General features: G+C 59.9%; 11 protein-coding genes. 7 read left to right on the top strand and 4 right to left on the bottom strand.

Annotated features, from left to right (window positions below; all coding sequences use genetic code 11):
- Nucleotide 1: 1 nt before the first annotated feature.
- From DRW39_RS07040 to DRW39_RS07025, 4 genes are all read left to right on the top strand, one after another.
- Nucleotides 2-1,192: a phytase gene (locus tag DRW39_RS07040; protein ID WP_116106301.1), complete on the top strand. Its 1,191-nt coding sequence runs from the start codon at nucleotides 2-4 to the stop codon at nucleotides 1,190-1,192.
- 171 nt (nucleotides 1,193-1,363) lie between these two features.
- Entirely contained in the window at nucleotides 1,364-5,980 is a 4,617-nt protein-coding gene (locus DRW39_RS07035) for a CRTAC1 family protein (RefSeq protein WP_116106300.1), read from the top strand.
- Between the two features lie 373 nt (nucleotides 5,981-6,353).
- Complete coding sequence (locus DRW39_RS07030) at nucleotides 6,354-7,796, top strand: hypothetical protein (protein WP_157975979.1); 1,443 nt, start codon at nucleotides 6,354-6,356, stop codon at nucleotides 7,794-7,796.
- Nucleotides 7,797-7,896: 100 nt separating this feature from the next.
- Nucleotides 7,897-8,583, top strand: a complete 687-nt coding sequence (locus DRW39_RS07025) for an NUDIX hydrolase (protein WP_116106368.1) — start codon at nucleotides 7,897-7,899, stop codon at nucleotides 8,581-8,583.
- A gap of 22 nt (nucleotides 8,584-8,605) precedes the next feature.
- On the opposite strand, the gene DRW39_RS07020 is transcribed toward DRW39_RS07025, so the two are convergent.
- Nucleotides 8,606-10,969 (bottom strand): glycoside hydrolase family 127 protein, encoded by a 2,364-nt coding sequence (locus DRW39_RS07020; protein WP_116106298.1) that lies wholly within the window; start codon nucleotides 10,967-10,969, stop codon nucleotides 8,606-8,608.
- A 184-nt stretch (nucleotides 10,970-11,153) separates the two neighbouring features.
- Here DRW39_RS07020 and DRW39_RS07015 point away from each other — a divergent pair, with 184 nt between their 5' ends.
- On the top strand, nucleotides 11,154-13,550 hold the full coding sequence (locus DRW39_RS07015) for a beta-glucosidase (protein WP_116106297.1): 2,397 nt from the start codon (nucleotides 11,154-11,156) through the stop codon (nucleotides 13,548-13,550).
- 8 nt (nucleotides 13,551-13,558) lie between these two features.
- Here DRW39_RS07015 and DRW39_RS07010 read toward each other — a convergent pair whose 3' ends face one another.
- The gene (locus tag DRW39_RS07010; protein ID WP_116106296.1) at nucleotides 13,559-14,572 is read right to left on the bottom strand and encodes a DUF2268 domain-containing putative Zn-dependent protease; all 1,014 of its coding nucleotides are present in this window, start codon (nucleotides 14,570-14,572) and stop codon (nucleotides 13,559-13,561) included.
- 93 nt (nucleotides 14,573-14,665) lie between these two features.
- Entirely contained in the window at nucleotides 14,666-15,784 is a 1,119-nt protein-coding gene (gene pelA / locus DRW39_RS07005; RefSeq protein WP_116106295.1) for a pectate lyase, read from the bottom strand.
- An 841-nt stretch (nucleotides 15,785-16,625) separates the two neighbouring features.
- On the opposite strand from pelA, the gene DRW39_RS07000 reads away from it, so the two are divergent.
- Both DRW39_RS07000 and DRW39_RS06995 read left to right on the top strand, forming a co-directional pair.
- Nucleotides 16,626-17,732, top strand: a complete 1,107-nt coding sequence (locus tag DRW39_RS07000) for a LacI family DNA-binding transcriptional regulator (RefSeq protein WP_116106294.1) — start codon at nucleotides 16,626-16,628, stop codon at nucleotides 17,730-17,732.
- Nucleotides 17,733-17,942: 210 nt separating this feature from the next.
- Nucleotides 17,943-18,731 (top strand): transporter, encoded by a 789-nt coding sequence (locus DRW39_RS06995; protein WP_116106293.1) that lies wholly within the window; start codon nucleotides 17,943-17,945, stop codon nucleotides 18,729-18,731.
- Here DRW39_RS06995 and DRW39_RS06990 read toward each other — a convergent pair.
- A complete protein-coding gene (locus tag DRW39_RS06990; RefSeq protein WP_157975978.1) occupies nucleotides 18,714-20,159 on the bottom strand; it encodes a serine hydrolase domain-containing protein in 1,446 nt (481 codons plus the stop codon). The two genes, DRW39_RS06995 and DRW39_RS06990, sit on opposite strands and share 18 nt — an antisense overlap.
- Nucleotides 20,160-20,590 lie beyond the last annotated feature (431 nt).

Here is a 20,590-nt window from a genome sequence, read left to right as displayed (position 1 = left end):
TATGTCCTACCTACCCCGGTACACCTCCTACCTTCTACTCCTGCTCCTGGCCGCCTGCAGCCGCCCCCACCCGGCCGAGGCGGTGGATGCTTCCGTCACCGAGGCCCGGGAAGACAGCCTGGCCCTGGCCGCCGCCTACGCGGGGCAGGATCTCATCGAGCACGCCGTCACCGCCTCCGTGGAAACGGCCTCCGCGCGCGCCGGCGTGATGGACGATGCGGCCGACGACCCCGCCATCTGGGTCCACCCCGTCGATCCCGCGCGCAGCCTGGTCTTCGGAAGCAACAAAACCAGCGGCCTGGCCGCCTATAACCTGGCCGGTGAGGAGGTGGCCTACTACGCCATCGGCAACGTCAACAACGTCGATATCCTCACCGACGTCCCGCTGGGGGAGGAGCGCATCACGCTCCTGGGCGCCAGCAACCGCAGCAACCAGGCGATCGACCTCTACCGGGTGAACGAAGAAACCGGTGCGCTCACCGATCTGGCCGACGGCATCCTATACATGGATAGCCTGAAGATTGACGACGTGTACGGCTTCTGTCTGGCCCGCGCCGAGGGCGAGGTGTACGCCATCGCCAACGGCAAGAACGGCCTGATGCAGCAGTTTCGCATCGTGGAGCGGGGCCCGAAGCTGGGGCTGGAGCTGGTCCGCGAAGTGCGGTTTCCCTCCCAGACCGAGGGGATGGTGGCGGACAACGAGCTGGGCTGGCTGTACGTAGGCGAAGAAGCCGCCGGTATCTGGAAGCTGCCGCTAGAACCCGAAGCAATGGGCGGCGGAGCGCAGGTAGAAGCCGATCCGGAAAACCGGGATCCCGTCAGGCCCCGCTTGCTTGCCCACCGCGTCGGTCAACCCACCGATCTGGTCGCCGACGTCGAAGGACTTACCCTTTACGAACTGCCCGACGGCACCGGCTACCTCGTGGCGAGCATGCAGGGCAACTTCTCCTACGCGCTCTTCGACCGACAGGGAGACAATGCCTACCTCGGCAGCTTCAAAATCCTCGACGGGCTAGTCGACGGCGTGGAGGAAACTGACGGACTGGAGGTGACGCAGACCCCACTGCCCGGTTTCCCGGGGGGACTGCTGGTCGTACAGGACGGCTTTAACTTCGAAGGGGATACGATCCGGCCGCAGAATTTTAAATACGTTGATTTCGGGCGGGTGTTGCAGCTGGATCTGGATCTGTAGCAAATGCTTATGTCTATCGACAAGGGTCGTCTTCCCTATCCAGGCAACGGAAAGATTGTCCAGAATTTGGAATGTCTAGTGACATAAATAAGGTGTAATTAATTGGATTTTAGATAGTTACAAAAATGGTATAGACTTGGTACTCATAGGCCGCACTTAATCCGTCGTCCCATGAAGAGTAAACTTCTACTTACCCTGTCTTTATTTTTGGTATTATTTGAAGGCCTGCTGGCTACCGGTGCTCCCAGCACCTACTTCAATATTTACGTTCCACCGAATAACGACGCCGTGAGGCGGGACGTGGCCCTGATCGTCACCGCGGTCAGCGACCATACCACCTTTACCATCACCGACGATGCCACCGACGGTGATGCCGATGACTCCGTATCCGGGGTACTGATGGCCGGGCAGTCCTACGTGCTGTACATCCGCGACAACGGTATCAACGACGACGCGCAGTACGCTTCGGGCGGGACGCTCACCTGGGACGGGGACTACTTCACCATCGAGAGCGATAAACTGGTGTACGCGTCCATGTCGACGAACAGCGACTGGCAGCACGACTTCGTATCCTCCGTTAACAAAAAGACGACCGGCTCGAAATTCCTCATTTACTCACCGACGACGTCGTTCTCCGATCGTGACCTGAACGTCTTCGCTTACGAAGACGACACGCGCGTCACGATCTCGCGCATTTCCCGCTCGGCCACGACCACCACGGGATACACCGACGTGGATATGCGGGCCGCCGTAGTCGTCGCTCAGGTGACCCTCGACGTCGGTGAGGATATCATTCACACTTTTGCCAACGGCCGCGACCTCATGAAACCGGGGGAGACCTTCCTGATCGAAACGAATAAAAATATTAGCGTTCAGTACGGTGCCCTGTGGAACAACGCCCGTGACGGTGGTGGGTACGTTCCCGATTCTACCGGCAGCTCCGTGGGGGAACTTTTCTACTTTGCCGTACCGTACCAGGCCGATGGCGAGCAAGAGATTCGGATCGTATCCTGGGACGACAACAACCCCGTTACGCTAGACCGCTACGAGAACGGGAGCTGGATTCCGATGGGCGCCTGGAATCTCGATCAGTTCCAACCTGCCGAATTCGTAGGCCGGGCTGAAAACAACAGCACCTACCCGACGGTCTTCCGCGTCCGCAGTTCGGAGGGAAAGAATGTGTCGGTCTTCGAAGCGAACTGGATGGAGACGGGCTCGGTCGGTACCTCGGATATGGCCACCATGATGTCTTCCAGTAGCGGGCCCTCCTCCGGTACGGAATTCCTGGCGTACATAGCGCCTCCCGGTTACGAGAACAATGTCACCGACCCCTTCACGGGAAGCAAGATCAACGCCGCGCTGAGCCACCTTTACCTCTTCGCCAGTAAGGCGGACGCTACCGTCACCATCACCGACGCCAAAACGGGCGGCGAGGTGTTCAATAAGACCTACGTCGTGCCGGCGGGCTATTACGCCGACGCGCAGATCACCGTAGAAGAATGGCGGAGCATCTACAACGGTACCGGTACGAGCGACGGTCCGGACCGCCCCTACCTCTTCATTTCCTCCGACCGGAATATTTCGGTGCTCAACACCAACTTCAACGATAACTGGATGACGTATTTCGGCTCGTCGCTGCCCCACGGCTTCGAACTGACGTCCACCGGAGGCGATGTACAGGCCGTGCCGGGAGAAGTGAAAGTCCTGACGTCCGCACTCACCCTAGCCGGCGATAACACCCTGGAAAACACGGTGGTCAGTGTAGACGTCGGATCGGGCGCGGTGCCGCTCAGCAGCAGCCTCATCAACCTGGCGGACGGTTCCGTCATCGAGGGAGAAATCACCGTAGCGGAAGATGGAAGCCACATCATTTTCTACGACGTACCCAAAATTACGACGACGGATCAGTACGAGGTCCAGACCGAGATCATGCTTAGTGCGACCTACAATGACGGCGACGTGCTGGCCGACGGTACCGTCGTAAGCGTCCAGACCTCTGTTTCCGGCGACGTCGACGGTTACCGGGAGGAAAGTATCGTCACCCAGGGCATTCAGAACGACGCCGCCGACGGTAGCCTCATGATGTTCAATGAATGTGGCCTCACGACCTTCCAGGACGAAATCACCGATAGCTGGAACGCCGTCTGGTTCGACTACGATAACGACGGCTGGGACGACCTTTTCGTCACTACCAAGGATAAGGCCAGTACCAACCTGCTCTACCACAACGACGCGGGAACCCTCGTACCGGTGACCAGTGGCCAGCCCGTCATTGAGGAGGCCGCCCGCTCCGCCGCCGCCGTAGCCGCCGACATCAATAACGACGGCTACCCCGAACTCTTCGTGGTCAATGCCACCGGAACGAGCAGTAGTCTCTACCTGAACAACGGCGGTACTTTCGAACTCATCAAGGACAGCGGAATCTCCATCCACCCGGAATATTTCCACGGTGCCAGCTTTGCGGACTTCGACAACGATGGCTTCGTCGACCTGCTGGTGACCAACTTCTTCGAAAGCCGCTTTCACCACCTCTACCGGAACAACGGCGACAATACCTTCACGCTCGAAAGCGACAATGCCATCGCCACCACCAGTGCCCGATCGACCGCGCCGATCCTCGCCGATTACGACAACGACGGCTTAGTCGATGTCTTCATTCCCAACGGAGGCAACGAACCCAACAGCCTGTTCCGTAACCTGGGGAATTTTCAGTTCGAATCGGTCGACGCCGGGGCCATCACCACCGACGCCTATAACTCCGTGGGTGCCGCCTGGGGCGATTACGACAATGACGGAGACGTCGATTTATTCGTCGCCAACGCTTCCGGACAGGACAACAATTTCTACGTGAACAACGGCGACGGCACCTTCACGGCCAATACCGATACCCGCCTCACCACCGACGGTGGCCACAGCCACGGTACCACCTGGGTGGACGTCAACCGCGACGGCTGGCTCGATCTGCTGGTCAACAACGACGACGGCCGTAACTTCCTCTACCTCAACGACGGGGCCGGTGACTTCGAACTCCAGTACGGGGAACTTATCGGTTCCGATTTCGGGAGTGCCTACGGAATGGCCTGGTCGGACTACGACCGCGACGGCGATCTCGACGCCTTCATTTCCACCCACGATTACTCGGCCAACCGCCTCTTCTGCGGAAGTACGTCCGACAACCACTGGATCGGCGTGGAGTTGACGGGCACCATCAGCAACCAGGACGCCATCGGCGCCCGCATCGCCGTCAAATCCGGTGACCAGTGGTACTACCATTCCGTACTGCCCGTCAGCGGCTTCGGTAGCCAGAGCAGCCTGACCCAGTACTTCGGCCTGGGCGATATGACAACCGTCGACTCCGTACGGGTGGAATGGCCCAGTGGTATCGTCCAGGACATTACCAGCGGTCTTCAGGTCGACGCGGTCAACCACTTCGTCGAACCGACGGGCGCCGCCGTCACCTTCCAGGTCTTCGCCGATATGAACGGTAACGGCACCCAGGACGAAGGCGAGCCCAGCCTCAGCAATCAGCAGCTCAATCTGTCCGGCACCGACCAACTGGTGGTCAGCGGAAGTGACGGTCACGCCATCACCCACGTCAGCGTCGGCAGCCACACCGTCGAATACGCCGACAACCCCACCTGGCGGCTCGATACTGACGTAAGCTTCGAGATCACTTCACTCAGTGACGCCGTCACAGTACCCGTACCCCTCACGCCCGTACAGACCGGCTACGACGTCAGTATAGACGTCATTCAGTCGCCCTGGCGCCGCGGATTCACCAGCTACACCATCGTGACCGTGCAGAACGACGGCGTGGAAACCGTCTACCCGGCGGACGTCACCCTGACCTACCCCGACGACGTCTTCGTAGTCGAATCCGGCCAGGAGTACACGATTATCGGCAACCAGTACGTGTGGACCATCGATTCCCTGGCCCCCGGCGAATCGTTCGCCTTCAGCGTCATGGACAGCGTAGGCCTCAATACGTTCACCGGGGAGATGTTGTCCTTCTCCGCCGAAGTCTACCTCACCGCCGGGGACACCGACCCCGCCAATAATGTGCTGCTACGGGATGTGGAAGTAGTCGGCGCCTTCGACCCCAATGACATCGCCGTTCTGCCGAAGGGCGAAGGAAACGAGGGCTGGGTTGACGCAGACGGCTGGCTGACCTATCGCATCCGCTTCCAGAACGTCGGCACCTACTATGCTGCCAACGTCCGGATTGAGAATCCTCTCAGTGAGTACCTGGACCCCGCTACGCTGGAAGTAGTCGGTGCCAGCCACAACGTTTCCGTATCCTTCAGCAACGGCGTATTGATGGCTTACTTTGACGATATCATGCTAGCCGATAGCTCCACCAACGAAGCCGCCAGTCACGGGACATTCAAGTACCGCATCAAGCCAAAGCAAAATGCCCTGGGCGGTGAACGCATCCTCAACCGGGCGGCCATCTACTTCGATTTCGAGAAGCCGGTCCTCACCAACACCGTGCTCAACACCCTGAAGTACGACCGGGCCCAGACCGCCGAGCGGCTCAACGTCTTCCCGAACCCCGCGAGCGGCTACTGCAAGATCAACACCAATATGGACTTCGTGCAGTACCGGGAGGGCAGCCAGCTGCGCGGCTACACGATCCGCACCATGCTCGGACGGGTGGTCACCCAGGTCGATCTGCCCGGCCTCGATGAGGCAACCGTGGACCTGACCTTCGTACCCCACGGTGTCTACCTCATCGAGGCCACCGACCAGTTCGAGCGCCGCTACCTGGGCCGGCTGATCGTCCGCTAGCGGACCACGCACTATAGGAGAACACCCGGAGGTCACGCCAGACCCTCCGGGTGTTTTCGTTGGTAGCTTTCGGCGGCGGAGCGCAGGGAAAGACCCGATCATGAAAGACTTGCCCTCCCGGGGGACTCGAGAACCAATAACCTCATATTGGCACATAAGCGGAGAATAGTCCACTACCCGACCGCTGGCTGGCTATCCGGGAAGTGCGCGGGCTGGAGCGATAATTCTTCGAGCGCCCGAAATCCGGTCGCCAGAAAAGGCGTCTGCGGTGCCGCCGCGGGACCGCCCTACAGCCGGGCGGGAAGGCGTTAACGAACAATGGGGAAATGCGTACCCCGTTGGATGGACAGAACTTACCACCCAAATCCCGTACGTGCGACCAATCAAGTATTTATTCGCGGCCTTTTTGCTGCTGCCCCTGGCCCATTCTTGTGAAAAAGAAATCATCGAGCCCGCACCGGTGGTAATGCCTCCCGCCCCGGTAGAGCCCGAGGAGCCCGCGCCCCAGGAGCCCCCCGCGCCGGTCATCACGTACGACAGGGTGGGCGGTTACGTACAAAAGGGACCATTTCTCAACGGAACGGCCATGACGATTTCGGAGCTCGACTCCAGTTTGATACCGACCGGCAAGACCTACACGACGCAGTTGCTGGACAACCGGGGGACGTTCGCCGTCCGCAACGTCAGCCTGGAGTCGCAGTACGTCCAGCTCCAGGCCAACGGATTCTACTACAACGAAGTGACCGATGCCAACTCCTCCGGCCAGTTGACCCTCTTCGCACTCTCCGACCTCAGCGACAAAAGCAGTCTCAACGTCAACCTGCTTTCCAGTCTGGAGAAGGCGCGCATCGAGTATCTCCTTGCGGAAGGGAGGCCGTTCGCGGCGGCAAAGGTGCAGGCGCAGCGGGAAATCCTGGCCGTCTTTAACATCGACGCGGCGGGCATGCTTCCCTCCGAGTCGCTCGACATCACCCGGACGGGGGACGGGAACGCGGCCCTGCTGGCCGTCTCCCTCATCCTGCAGGGGTATCAGGAAGTGGCCGATCTTTCCGAGTTGTTGGGCAACCTGAGTACCGACCTCCGGGAAGATGGCGTGGTCAATAGTCAGAGCCTCGGATCGCGGCTGGTCAACAATGCCGTGGCGCTGAACCCGGCGGCCATCACGGCGAACCTGGTTGCCCGCTACGAAGCCATGGGTTTGACGGTGAATGTCCCCGACTTCGAACCCTTCATCAACCACTTTTTGGAGCATACGGATTTCACGTTCACGGCCGGCATCAAATACCCCGAAGCCGGGCAATATGGCAAAAACCTGCTGCTGGCGGGCGATACGCTTTATTACGCGTCAACTCCGTATTCCCTCGCCGCCGAGCTGCCGGCCCCCCACCAGCGTTTGCGGGTAGAGGTCAGCGGTCCCGGGTGGCTGTTCAGAGCCTTTCAGGAGAATACCGGCTGGGAATTCTCCGACTTAGGGCCCAATACTTCCCGCACCTTTACCACTACCCGGACCGGGCGGGTCGACTTCGAGCTGCAGTTCCAGCGGACTTATGCCCCCCCGCCGCCGCCACCCCCGCCGCCGCCCGCTCCGTCGCCCCTGCAGCCCTGCTACTCCGATCAGGGTAATCCCTCCCCCGAGATGGATACCGTACAGGCCCTTCCGCCGTACCCCTGCCTGATCGGGCAGGATACCATCTTCCCGCCGCCCCCGCCCGTCGTGGAACCAACGCCTACCGGCCCCATTCCGAAGATCCGGATCGCCCTCTTCGAAAACGGCAGCACGGAGCCGCGCTGGATCAAGGAGTTTATCGTTCGATAAGCGGGCTGTACGGTTCGCAAACGGTTTTGGTCGCCTTCCGGCCGCAGTTTTCGTATTATCGTGGGTCGGGGAGTTGCCCCACCAAAGTCGATTGAGTTGTATGTACGAAGATTTGAACCGGGAGCGGCTATTGCTCGCCGTTGACTGTATTGTATTTGGCTTCGATGGCGATTTTCTCAAGGTCCTGCTGATTAAAAGGGGCTTTGAGCCCGAACGGGGCAAATGGTCCCTGGTAGGCGGTTTCCTGCAGACCGACGAAGTGCTGGAAGATGCCGCCGCGCGCATCCTCAATCAATACACCGGGCTGGACGATATCTACATGGATCAGGTAGCGACCTTCAGCAAGATCGACCGGGACCCGGAAGACCGGATCGTATCGACGGCCTACTACGCACTCATCGATATCAACCAGCACTCTCAAAAACTGAGCAAGCAATTTTCCGCGCAGTGGTTTAACATCGAGGATTTTCCCCCGCTGATCTTCGACCACGGGGAAATGGTGACGGCCGCACTCAAGCGCCTGCGGACCAAAGCGCAAACCGAACCGATAGGCTTCGAATTACTGCCGGAAAAATTCACCATGCGCCAGCTCCAAACCCTCTACGAGGCGATCTGGAACGTGACCCTGGACAAGCGAAACTTCAGCAGCAAAATCCGCTCCTTCAACTTTCTCCGTAAACTCGATGAGAAGGACAAATCCACCTCCCGCAAGGGCGCGTTCCTTTTTCGCTTCGATGCGGATTTGTATGATCAGCACGACCGGAGCCGGACCACGCTGAATCTGTAGGGATTACGGCTAAATCGGATGGTTATTCCTCTTTCAGTAAGCGGATATCGTAGATACGTCCCGTATTCGATTCCTCTCCGGCGGCAATTTTCAGGGTAATCGCGTCGCCGGAGATGCGCTTTAGGACGGCCTCCGGTAACTTGATATCCAGGGTCTCGGTGCCTCCCTCGCGCGATCCAGGCAGACGGACCGTCTCCACCACCTGGTCATCGATCAGTACGTCAAAGGCGCGCGGCGGTCCGGCAGCCTCGTGGGTAATGCGCAGCAGCTTGCCTTCTCCGTCCGGATTGCTCAGGCGGTAACTGAACCAGCCGCGGGCGGCGCGCCAGCTTTTACCTTCGTCCGTACTGCCGTTGTCGGTTTCCTGGCCGGCGAAATCGTGCTCGGTTTCGGGCTGCTGTTCGCCCGCGGCTACCTCATCGACGGTGGCGGCTTCCAGGGCGAGCATGGCGACTTCCTCGCGCCGCATATCTTCCTGAATTTGCTGGAGTTCATCCGGGTCGGTAACGCGCCAGTAAAGCATGTACCGACTATCGTGGACCTCGAAAAACGGTTGGAGCAGGATCTTTTCCGAGCCTTCCGGCGTAGCAGCGTGCGCGATGGAAAAACGCAGGGAATCACCGGGCAGCGCATTCACCTGGCTACTCAGCTTTCCGCCGTTCTGCACCAGCATGGGGGCTTCGTCCAGGGGGAGAAACTCGCCGGTGGCGACGTGGCCCATCCGGCTGTCATCGGCAAACAGACCATCCAGTCCTTCCGTACCCGTGGCGGCGGCCAGTACGACGGGACCGTAGACGAAGGACGCCCAGGGAGAATCGTCGGGCAGGTACTCGGCTTCCGTGTGCATCGGCAGGCTGACGCTGATGCGGTCGCCGGTTTGCCACTCCCGATCGATGGTGACGAAGCCGGCCTCGTCGGTGGTGACGGTCTGCGGTTCCCCGTTGACGGTAACGGCGAAGTCCCCCTCATTCACCCAGCCCGGGTGACGGACATGGAGCGAGAAGCGGCTGGGCTCATCCAGACTCAGTTCCATCTCCGTGCCGGCCTGGTAGGGGAAGTCGGTAAGCTGCCGCAGCTGCAGGCCCTTCTCCTGCCAGTCGAGGGTAGAGGCGACGAAGAGGTTAACGTACACGTCCTCGTCGGTGTGGGCGTAGATGAGTTCCCCGTACTTGCCGTGGTTTTCGAGCCCCGATCCCACGCAGCACCAGAAGCCCTGCTGGGGCTGGGAGTAGACCCGGTAGTGCCGCGGCCGCATGGGCGTGAAGTAGACGAAACCGCCCTCCGGGTGCTGGGAAGACAGGATGTGGTTGTACATCGCCCGCTCGTAGTAGTCGATGTACTCCGGGCTGGGGTTGTCCAGGTAGAGCATCTTGGTGAGCCGCAGCATATTGTAGGTGTTGCAGGTTTCCGGACCCTGGTTGGACGCGATCATGCTGGAGAAGTCGTCGGCCGGGTGGAAGTGCTCCCGTACGCTGTTGCCACCGATGGATACCGTACGATCCTCTACGATGGTGCGCCAGAAGTAGTCGGCGCCGCCGGTCCAGCTTGTATCCCCGCTCACCTGGGCGACGCGTTCGAAGCCGATCACCTTGGGGATCTGGGTGTTGGCGTGCATGCCGGTCAGGTGATCTTCCCGCACCAGCAGGGGGTCCAGGACTACCTCGTGCGAAAGTCGGCGGGCCAGGTCCAGGTACTTTTCGTCGCCCGTATAGGCGTAAACATCGGCGAAGACTTCGTTGAGGCCGCCGTGCTCGCTGCGCAGCATGTCCTGCATTTGCTCGTCCGAAAGTTCTTCGGTCGTGGCCAGGAACCAATCCGATAACTCGATCAGCATCTCCCGTGCCTGCTCGCTACCGGCGTATGCGTAGGCATCGCGCAGACCGGCGAAGATCTTGTGGATATTGTAAAGGGGCACCCAACGGTCGTTCAGGGAGAAGGCGCCGGCCCGGATGTCGCCCCCCTCGATTTCTTCCCACAGCGGCTTGCTGTTCGGAATGCCGCCGATGTAGCCGTTACCGTTTTTCTCCTGGGCCTCCTGCAGACGGTCGAGCATATAGGTGAGCCGCTGGTGAACGGCCTCGTTCCAGGTGGAGGCGTACATGAGCGACAGGGCGGAGATATAGTGGCCGCCGATGTGCCCGTCGAGGCCGGTATTCTCCCAGTTGCCGTAGGATTCGGCATCGGGCTCCATCCCTGCTTCCCGCAGGTAGGGGGCGAGCAGGCGGTCCGGGTCCATTTCCATGATGTAGTCCAGATCCGTCTGTTGGGCCCGGAGGAAGGGGCCGGCGTCGAGGCTTACCGCGGAGAGGGGGAAGCTTTCCAGCTGCTGGCCGGAGAGGCCGAAGGCGAGCAAGCAGAGGAGGGATAGGAGCAGGGACCGGTTCATAGTGGATGATCGAGTAAATAAAAGTGTAAGCCGGACAATTAACATCCCCGACTGGCGGATCGTTGGCTGTCGTTCTAAAAGTCGCGCCTTTACGGGAATCTGCTTTTTACCTGCGCTCCGCCGCCAACAGCCCGTTCGGCCCAGGCCGAAATGCTTACCTTCTCCGGCTAACCTTCGGTCGCGTATGCGTACTTTTTTCAAGATTTTGCTGGGCTTGCTGGTCGTCGTCGTACTCGCGGTCGCCGGCTTTGGCTACTATTTCTATAGCACCTACCTGGGCTTCGAGGGGGATTACGCGGAAGCGGATAACCTGCCGACTCCCAACATAGACGGCTATCGGTACACGGACCGCAACCGAAACGGGGAGCTGGACCCCTACGAGGACGACCGGCTGCCCCTGGCCGAGCGGGTAGACGACGCGCTGGGACGGATGACGCCGGAGGAGAAAATTCACCTGTTGAAGGGTTCCGGCCTGGCTTCGGCGGTCGGTTTCGGGGAGAGCCGGGTGCCCGGGGCGGCGGGGACGATCGTGCCTACACCCCGCCTGGGGTTGCCGGAACTGGTACTGTCGGACGGACCCGCCGGCCTGCGCATCGAGCCCACCCGTGAGGGGACGGGGCAGACCTTTTACGCGACCGCCTTTCCCATCGGGACGCTGCTCGCCTCGACCTGGAATACGGATCTGGTAAGGCAGGTAGGCGAGGCCATGGGCGAGGAGGCGCGGGCCTACGGCGTTGACGTGATCCTGGGGCCGGGCGTCAATATCCACCGCCATCCCCTGTGCGGGCGAAACTTCGAATACTACTCGGAGGACCCCCTGCTGACGGGTAAGATCGGCGCGGCGATGGTCAACGGGATCGAAGCACGCGGCGTCGGCAGCAGCGTGAAACACTATGTGGCCAATAACCAGGAAACGGAGCGATTCGTCAACGACTCCCGGGTATCGGAGCGGGCCCTGCGGGAGATCTACCTGCGGCCCTTCGAGATCATCGTGAAGGAGGCGCAACCGTGGACGATCATGAGCAGCTACAACCGCGTGAACGGAACGTACGTCTCCGAGAGCCCCTACCTGCTCACCGAAGTCCTGCGCGACGACTGGGGATTTACGGGCGTAGTGATGTCGGACTGGTTCGGTGGCGATGACGCGGTGGCCCAGGTAAGCGCCGGCAACGACCTGCTACAACCGGGCACCAAAAGCCAGTGGAATCGCCTGCGGCAGGCCGCGGAGGAGGGCGGGTTTCCGCCGGAGAAGATCGACGCATCCGTACGGCGCATCCTGGAACTGATCTTTCAGTCATCGAAGATGAAGGGGGAAGTGCCAACCAACGATCCCGACCTGGAGCGGCACGCCACGGTGACCCGGCAGGCCGCCGCCGAAGGCATGGTGCTGCTGAAAAATGAAGGAGCACTGCCCCTGCGGTCATCCATCAACGTGGCCCTGCTCGGTAATGGCTCGTACGACCTCCTCGCGGGAGGCACCGGGTCCGGGGACGTGAACGAGGCCTACTCCGTATCCCTGGCGGACGGTCTCCAAGGGGCCGGCTTCACCACCAATGCCAGTGCCGAGCGCATCTACGCAGCGCACGTAGCCGCCCACGCCGCGGAGTTCGTCAAGCCGGTGGCGATGCAGGCGATGTTCGTCCCCTACGACCCGCCGCCGGTGATCTACGCCGATTCCACCCTGGAACTCTTCGCCCTCACCGCGGACGCCGCCATCCTCACCATCCAGCGCAACAGCGGGGAGGGCGGCGACCGCCGGGAAACGGACGACTTCCTGCTCCGCGACTGGGAACGGAACCTGATCACGAATGCCTCCCGCATCTTCCACGCGGCGGGCAAGCCGGTCGTGGTGGTGATGAATGTCGGCGGCGTGATCGAAATCTCTTCCTGGAAGGACGAACCCGATGCCATCCTGCTGGCCTGGCAGGGCGGGCAGGAGGGGGGCAACGCCGTAGCCGACATCCTGAGCGGGGCCGTGAGCCCGAGCGGCAAGCTGCCGATGACCTTCCCCCTTAACCTGGCCGATCACGCTTCGGCCGCCAATTTTCCAGAGGGCGGCGGCAGCATGAACCCTCTTGATTTCCTCTTTAACAGGAAGCTGAAACCGGCGGGCGATCAGATCCGCAACATCGACTACACTGACTACGCCGAGGGCATTCACGTCGGCTACCGCCACTTCGATGCGGAGGAACTGGACGTGGCTTATCCCTTCGGCTACGGGCTGAGCTATACGGACTTCCGCTACGCGAACCTAACCACCTCGCTGGTCGGCGATACGATTACCTACTCCCTCACGGTGACGAACACGGGCACCCGGCCGGGGAAGGAAGTGGTACAGCTGTACAGCGCCCTGCCCGGAAGCAAGATCGAGCGACCGGTGCGGGAGTTGCGCGGCTTCTTTAAGACGGCGGAACTGGCGCCGGGCGCATCGGCGGACGTTACCGGTTCGTTCCCCGTCGCTGATCTGGCTTACTGGAACGAGGAAACGGGTAAGTGGACCGTGGAGCCGGGCAGCTACCGGCTCGAGGTGGGGCGTTCGTCGCGTGATATTCGGTTGACGGGTGAGGTCACGGTGGAGTAAGCCCCAGCCTATGACCCGTACCCGCTTCCCGCGTAAATTTCCTGGTAGGGCAGAGCCACGAGATCGCGGATGGTCGCTTTGGGATGTTCGGCCAGATACCGCTCCACGATACGAAAGCCCAGCCAGTAGGAAAGGCTGCGGGGTGCATCCGGAAACAAGCCGTAGCGATCGTTTCGCAGCAGCGGATTATCGCCCGAAGTGTCCGTAAAGTACGGCCTGGTCTGCTCGAGAATTTCCGTTTCGTGCGCGAGGTAGTAGTCCCAGTCCGCGGCACTCATATTTTCTACCGCTTCGTGCTTTGGTACCTTGCCGCCGAAGTAATCGTACACGAAATAGCAGGCTAGCCCCTCGTTGATCACCAGGTCGATGGCCTGAAAGGTTTCACGTTGCGTACTGGCATCCTCGTTGATCAGGTGATACAGTTCGTGCGGGATACCTTTTTCGAGGGTATAGATCAGTTCGTAGTCCGGGTTGTTCAGCTCCAGTACGAACTGGTCGTTGGCGCAGCCTCCGAAACCGATGCCGGTCAGGGGCGTGAAGGCGATGCTGATACGGGCGCGTGGCATCGCATAGTCGAGTTCGGTGAAGCGGGCCATATGCCACGCAAATAGGGTATCGATGCGCTGGGAGACGAATAATTCCGCAATGGAATCCATTTCCATCCGGTGTTCCCGGTACAGGCGTGTATTCCAGGCTACCATTCCACTGTCAGTCTGGAACAGCGGAGCGTTCTCCTCGCCGAAAATCATGCCGTAGCAATCAGTCCAGAGGCTTTGGTGCCGGTGGTATACCCGATCGACGATGCGTTGGCTGTCGATGGGGTTCGATTGGTTGGCGCCGATCTGGTGCTTGAAGGCATTGTATAGCACGATCTCTCCCAATTGGAAGCTGTCGGGGAAGGTTTCCAGCGAGGGGCTGGCGGTGTCCGCCTCGGGCGCGGCCGATTCAGGGTTCGGACTACACGCCCCAACCAAGCAGCCGAGAAGGATTAGGACAGCTCGGATGTGAGGATATCGGTCCATCGGTCTGTTTTCTTCGAAGATAGCTTTTCGAACCGGTTCGGCAGACGAGCTACGCAAGCTCCGCTCGGCGGACGAACGGAATGACCGACCCGCCTAATCGTCGCCGATCCGTTTCTCCCAGGCCGGATAATCCCGCTCCAGCAACCGCCGCGCCCAGTCGTTGATCCAGCTGTATCCCACCCGGCGCTCGTACTCGATCTCGGAGAGCGCGTAGCGCACGACGCCATCACGACCCACGAACATCGGGTAGTTCGTGCCGATCTCGTAGAAGCGCGCCCACAGGGGCTCGCCGTGTTCGGGGTCGAAGCCGACGATGAGGTCGTAGCCCTTGGGCAGGTCGTCATTCTTTTGCCGGAGGAGGCGTAGCCCGGTAAGTTGCACGCGCTCGAACCAGTCCACCGCCGACCGGACCGACCGGATAACGGCCGAATCCGGTTTTTCGATTTCCATCAAAAATTCAACGATGCCCACACTCTCCGAGCCACTCAGCGAGACCAGCTCGTAGGCACGGGCCTTTGCGGGTTCAAGGCTTTCGGGGTCGTGCTGGGCGCACCAGGCGGTGAGCTGGCCGTCTACCTCCACCTGGGTCTTCAGGACGACGTCGATGCCTTTTTCGATGGCTTCGCGTGCAGCGGTCACGCGCGTGGCGTCGACGAAGGGGTAGTCGCCGTCCACGATCTCCCGCAGGAATTCCAGTACGCCGATCATGGCGCCGTCGTTGTACGTGATGTTTTGGTAGTACCCCTTGCGGAGGGGGTAGAACTGGGGCCAGCCACCGTTCGGATACTGGGCTTCCAGTAGGTAATCCACTCCCCGCAGGAAGGCGGCACGGTAGCGCTCTTGCTTCCCGCGTTCGTACACCCGGGCGAGGTACTGAAGCTGTGGGTAAGTGGCCCTATTATCGATGGTGGGGCGGCCGAGTTCGTCGTCCGGGTCCGTCTTGGCGGATGCTATGCGGTCGATGTCCGCCGGCGAGAGTTCGGATGCCATGTCCATATTCTTCGGCCAGCCACCGGTAGTGTGCTGGTAGACCAGCAGATTATCGGCGATCCGTTCCGCCTCCCGGCTACCATACCAGTCGGCTTCCTGGCGCTGCGCGTCCCGCCAGCTTATCGGATCGTCGGTGGATTGGGCACGAAGGTTGAGGGTGAAAAGCAGGACGACCAGCAGAATAGCGGGCTGTCGAAGTCGGTTCTTGGGGAGGTGTAACATGATCGCAGTGTTTGACCCAACGAGAATGCCCCTCGACTCCGGTGTGGTATGCGAAGTGAATTCGGGCATACAGGAAGGTAAATTCGGCAACATATGAGCCGCTCCGTAAGCCGCCGAAGCCCGGAGGTGGAATGCGGGGACCGGGCCAAAAAAAAACGGCGCACAGTTTTACGTGTGCACCGCCGGATAAGCTGAAATGAGGGTGGGTCATTCAATACCCCAAAACAGCTACCTTTTTGTTATTCTTCGGGTTGTTTCAATTTCGCATACGCTAAAGCTGGGGATATCCCGAGGAAGACCACCCCTCATCATTGCGTCATAAACGCCATTATTTTCGGTGGTCGCTCCAGCGCAGCTTATCGATCCAAATTTTTGATAAGCGGCTCATTAGCCGCTCTGCGTACATCGGTTACGCGTTAAGGTACACGCCAACATATTCAATTGTTCTTGATTTGTGAAATATTGACTAGTACTTACTAAAGTATGCATAATTCCGTTAGGCAACGGTTTCGAAAAGCACCTGTATATGGCATTTGCACGGCTACCTATGGCGCATAAGCGGCGCAGCGCACGGCCATTTCGTTGCCGGCAATTCGCGAATTGTCGGGCGCGGGCGCGGGTAGGTGAGAATATTTGTCATTTATACTCATTACTTTAGGCACACAATTCCACTCCACACATTGGCAGGGTAACGCTGCCCATCAGCCCTGAAATCAGGGGCACGGGAACCCCTGCCGCCTGCTGCCAAATATTCGTATTTAGAAGTTGTTTCATTGCAAGCAACTACCATGCCCGGCGGTATTTGGGCGCTGGTCGGCAATTCATTACCCATAACACCTGCATGCACAAAAAAAAGCCCACACTGAATGATATCGCCCGTCGGGCTAATGTTTCGATAGGCACCGTAGACCGGGCAATGCACAATCGGGGACGCATTGCTCCCCAAGTGAAAGAAAGAATCCTGGCCATTGCCGAAGAGATCGGCTACAAAAAGAACATCTACGCCTCCCTGCTCGCCTCCAAGAATAAGGTCAAGCGACTGGCCTATCTCCTGCCGGCGCGGGGACAGGACGGCTACTGGGACCTGGTACTCGAAGGGATACAGCACGCCATCGACCACAAGCCGATCGAGACCTTCGAACTGGAAGCGATCTACTTCGACTTGCTTGATCCGAAAGACTTTCTCCGCGCCATCCGCAAGCTGAAAAATACGGGAGCGGAAGTTGTCCTGACGGCACCGATTTTCGACAAGGAGTGGCCCGATATGATGCACGAGATGAAGCGGCTGGATCTTCCCTACGTCATCATTAACACCTCACCGGAAGTCGTCGACGCTAATTTTCTGTCCTACATCGGTCCGGATTCTTTCCAGAGTGGACGCCTGGCCGGCCGCCTCATGAATTATCACTGCGCCACCGGCGGCCAGGTTCTCATGATGCCCCTGGAAAAGGAGTACGCAAATGCCCGCCATATGGTGGAGAAGCGGGAGGGCTTCCTCGAGTTTTTTCGCGATCGGAATCCATCGGTCGAGGTGATAACCTCCGATTTTGCCGACTTCGAAGATCAGCAGGCCGTTGATGACTACATGGCGCGTATGCTGTCGGAAAATCCGGGTATCTCCGGCATCTACGTGAGTGCTTCCCGCACGTATCTGCTCGCCCGCGCGCTGGAACGCATCGAATCCGCGCCGATCCTCATCGGCTACGACGTACTACCGGAAAACGTCAGCCACCTGCGCAACGAAAACATCCAGTACCTGATCAGTCAGAACCCCAAACTGATGGGCTACCTGGGTATGAAGGCCTGTCAGGAATACGCCATCTACCAGGCGGTCAAGGATAAAAAGATCATCATCCCCATGGACATCATCGTCCCCGAAAATTACCAGGAGAACACCGGCAGCTACGTACTGGTAGAGAACCAGCTTCTTGCCATGCGCAGGAGCTGATCCCCGTTGGCGAACTAGCGCTTAGCCCTTTTTGCGGCGGAGCGCAGGTATAGGGCATCCCACCCTGCGGAATCGGCGGCTTTTCGGGCCCCATCGGTCCCGGCAACCCACGTCCGTATTTATCGCGGACTGCTATCATCGCCCCGTTGGCCTTTACGCCGCCCGAACATTGCCGGTTGCCGAAGACTTGATGGCTTAACCCTTCCCGCTATGAAGCTGCTCTGCGCCTTTCTCTTCGTTCTGTCAACCAGTCTCCTGCCGGGGCAGTACGGTGAAACGATCGTGTCCGGCCGGCCGGGGCAATCTATCGGGGCGGCCACGGTAGGGCGGGGCGTATACCAGGTGCAAACGGGCATTAACCTGGACTGGAGCCAATCCGGTTCCGGCCACCTGTTCGACCTGACGGAAGTGACCGATCTGCGGGTAGGCATCACGGAACGACTGGAACTGAGTGCCCTGATCGCCGGGGCATCGGACGAGCTGGAACAAATCGGTGGGTCACGCCGGGACCGCGGAATCAGCGACACCCAAGTCGGCGGACGCTATCTATTGTTTCCCAATCGCGGAATCCGGCCGGCGCTTGCCCTGCGGGGTCACGTCTTACTCACCGCCCAGGACGAAGACTTCCGGCGGGAGAACACCGGCGGGAACCTGATCCTGGCGGCCGAATGGACACTCACCGACCTGCTCGGCCTCGCGGTCAACCTTAGCCGCACCTGGACGGGCAATGACGAGCAGACCACCGATTACGTCACCACCCTGGGCTTTTCCCTGTCTGATCGGTGGAGTTCGTTTCTCGAGGTGTACGGTACCCTGAGCGGGGAAGCGACGAGTAATTACGATGGCGGCTTTGCCTACCTGGCCACGGATGACCTGGCCTTCGACCTGTCCGTGGGTTGGGATGGAGACTACGGGGTGAAAAGCTATTTTCTGGATGCGGGTATCTCGTTCCGCTTTGTCAAACGCCGCCCGGGTCGCGCCTTACCGTCCGGAGAATGAGGAATCCTGCACCCGGTCGAAGCGAAGTCGCTCCCCCCGAAAGTCAATGACGTCGAAGCCGGTTAACCCACCGGTTTCGTCCGCCACGAACTCCAGCTCGAAGGAGTAGTAATTTACCCCTCGGTACCGACCGGCCTCATTGTCCTCCAACGGCAGGTCGCCGAGCCGGAAATGAGACAGTATGGGTTCCTGGTCGACGAAATGCAACTGAAAAGTGCTGTTCAGTTCGTCGCTGCGGTAGGTACCGGCTGCTTGCTCCGGTGGTGGGAGCGGTGTCGGTTCCGGCACGAGGTCAACTGCAGCGGTGTCCGTAGGGGAGGGCGTTATGACCCGATTGGGTTCCAGTTGCGATGCCAGGTAGCTTTCCGCGAACCCGAATCCGTTGGGGTAGGGGGCGAAGCGGATATCGTTACTCAGCAAAATAACGGTCAATCGCTGCTCCGGCCACCTGCCCAGGAAAGCCCGGTAGCCACCGTCGCTTCCCGTATGGATATAGTTCGTCGCGCCCCGGTAGCGACGAATGAACTGGCCCTTGGCGTGGCGGATGTCCAGGCTTTCGTCCAGCCAGGCCGGCTCTCCACTGTCGAGGGTAGCCGGTGCGTTGAAGGCGGCGATTAAGGTGGAATCGCCGACAATGGGCTCGTAAAAATTGGCTGCCCATTTGGCCAGGTCCGCCGCCGTGGTGAACAGGCCGGTGGAGCCGACGTAGCTGTTGTTCAGGACTTCTTTTTCAAACCGGCCTTCCTCGAAGTCGTAGCCGTAGGCCCGGTTGGGAACCAATCTTTCGTGGTCGTCGTAGAACTGCGTGTGGTCCATCCCGAGCGGGTCGAATACCCGTTCGCGCAGAAACCGGTCGAGTGATGTGCCCGCTACCCGTTTGACCAGTTCTGCCAGCAGGACATAGTTCGTATTCGAATACTGGAAAGCGCTGCCGGGTGGAAAATTCAGTTCCCGTTGGCGGGCCACCAGCCGCAGGATATCCTCGTTGCCGATATGGTCGTCGACCCGGTAACCGGCAAAGGTGAGGAGGGCCAGGTTGTCCTTCAGTCCACTGGTATGGTACAGCAGGTGTTTGATCCGGATCGCCGGATCGAAGTAGCTAATTTCCGGCAAGTACCGCGCTGCCGCTTCTTCGAGATCGATCCGTCCTTCGGCAATCAACAGATATACGGCGAAGGCGGTGAATTGCTTCGACACGGAGCCCACCTGGAACACCGTACCGGTATCGATGGGGATGCCGTATTCCAGGTTAGCGGAACCGTAGCCTTCAGCGAAGCGTAGGGAATCTCCCTCGACTACGATTACGGCTACGCCGGGGGTATCCTGCTCGTAGTCCCGGTAAAGGCGATCGAAGTGCTGCCGGATATCGTAGGTCGACGACTGGGAAAAGCCGGGGGCGGAAAACAGCGAAGCGAGAAGGAGGAACAAGCACAGCTTTCCCGGCGCGTTCGGGGAAAAAGGGTAGAGCGGATAAATGGCGGGCGAATTTTATGAAAGGTAAGGTAGGAACCGATGGTCTACCACGATAAGGACGGGAAAAAGTTGGCGGGGATGCACGGAAAACCGCCGGCCACGACGATCGGGTGATCACCGCCGGATGGGCGGTTCGTGACCGGCGCAAGGTCTGGGGGGTAGCTTACCGAACTGCACTCGCTGTTTTTCCCCGCCACTGAGGGTGCCCGCTGGCCCCTGCGGGATTTCGGTACCGGCTACGGGGCCGAATGAAGGGGGGCCTACGCCCACTTTTCAACGGCTCTGCGATATGGCTATCACTCCGGCTTTCGCCGGGAAGGGTGGGGCGGCGGAGCGCAGGAGCAATGAGCGAATCCCCGTTGGTTGGCTACCCTCCCATGACCTGC

Origin of the sequence: Lewinella sp. IMCC34191, from assembly GCF_003390935.1 — a bacterium.
GTDB lineage: Bacteria > Bacteroidota > Bacteroidia > Chitinophagales > Saprospiraceae > Neolewinella.
This window is presented reverse-complemented; position numbering and strand designations above follow the sequence as displayed.

Coding starts and splice junctions, on each gene's coding strand:
- DRW39_RS07020 (WP_116106298.1), bottom strand. CDS start 10,969: ATGAACCGGTCCCTGCTCCTATCCCTCCTCTGCTTGCTCGCCTTCGGC.
- DRW39_RS07000 (WP_116106294.1), top strand. CDS start 16,626: ATGCACAAAAAAAAGCCCACACTGAATGATATCGCCCGTCGGGCTAAT.
- DRW39_RS07010 (WP_116106296.1), bottom strand. CDS start 14,572: ATGGACCGATATCCTCACATCCGAGCTGTCCTAATCCTTCTCGGCTGC.
- DRW39_RS07025 (WP_116106368.1), top strand. CDS start 7,897: ATGTACGAAGATTTGAACCGGGAGCGGCTATTGCTCGCCGTTGACTGT.
- DRW39_RS07035 (WP_116106300.1), top strand. CDS start 1,364: ATGAAGAGTAAACTTCTACTTACCCTGTCTTTATTTTTGGTATTATTT.
- DRW39_RS06995 (WP_116106293.1), top strand. CDS start 17,943: ATGAAGCTGCTCTGCGCCTTTCTCTTCGTTCTGTCAACCAGTCTCCTG.
- DRW39_RS07040 (WP_116106301.1), top strand. CDS start 2: ATGTCCTACCTACCCCGGTACACCTCCTACCTTCTACTCCTGCTCCTG.
- pelA (WP_116106295.1), bottom strand. CDS start 15,784: ATGTTACACCTCCCCAAGAACCGACTTCGACAGCCCGCTATTCTGCTG.
- DRW39_RS07015 (WP_116106297.1), top strand. CDS start 11,154: ATGCGTACTTTTTTCAAGATTTTGCTGGGCTTGCTGGTCGTCGTCGTA.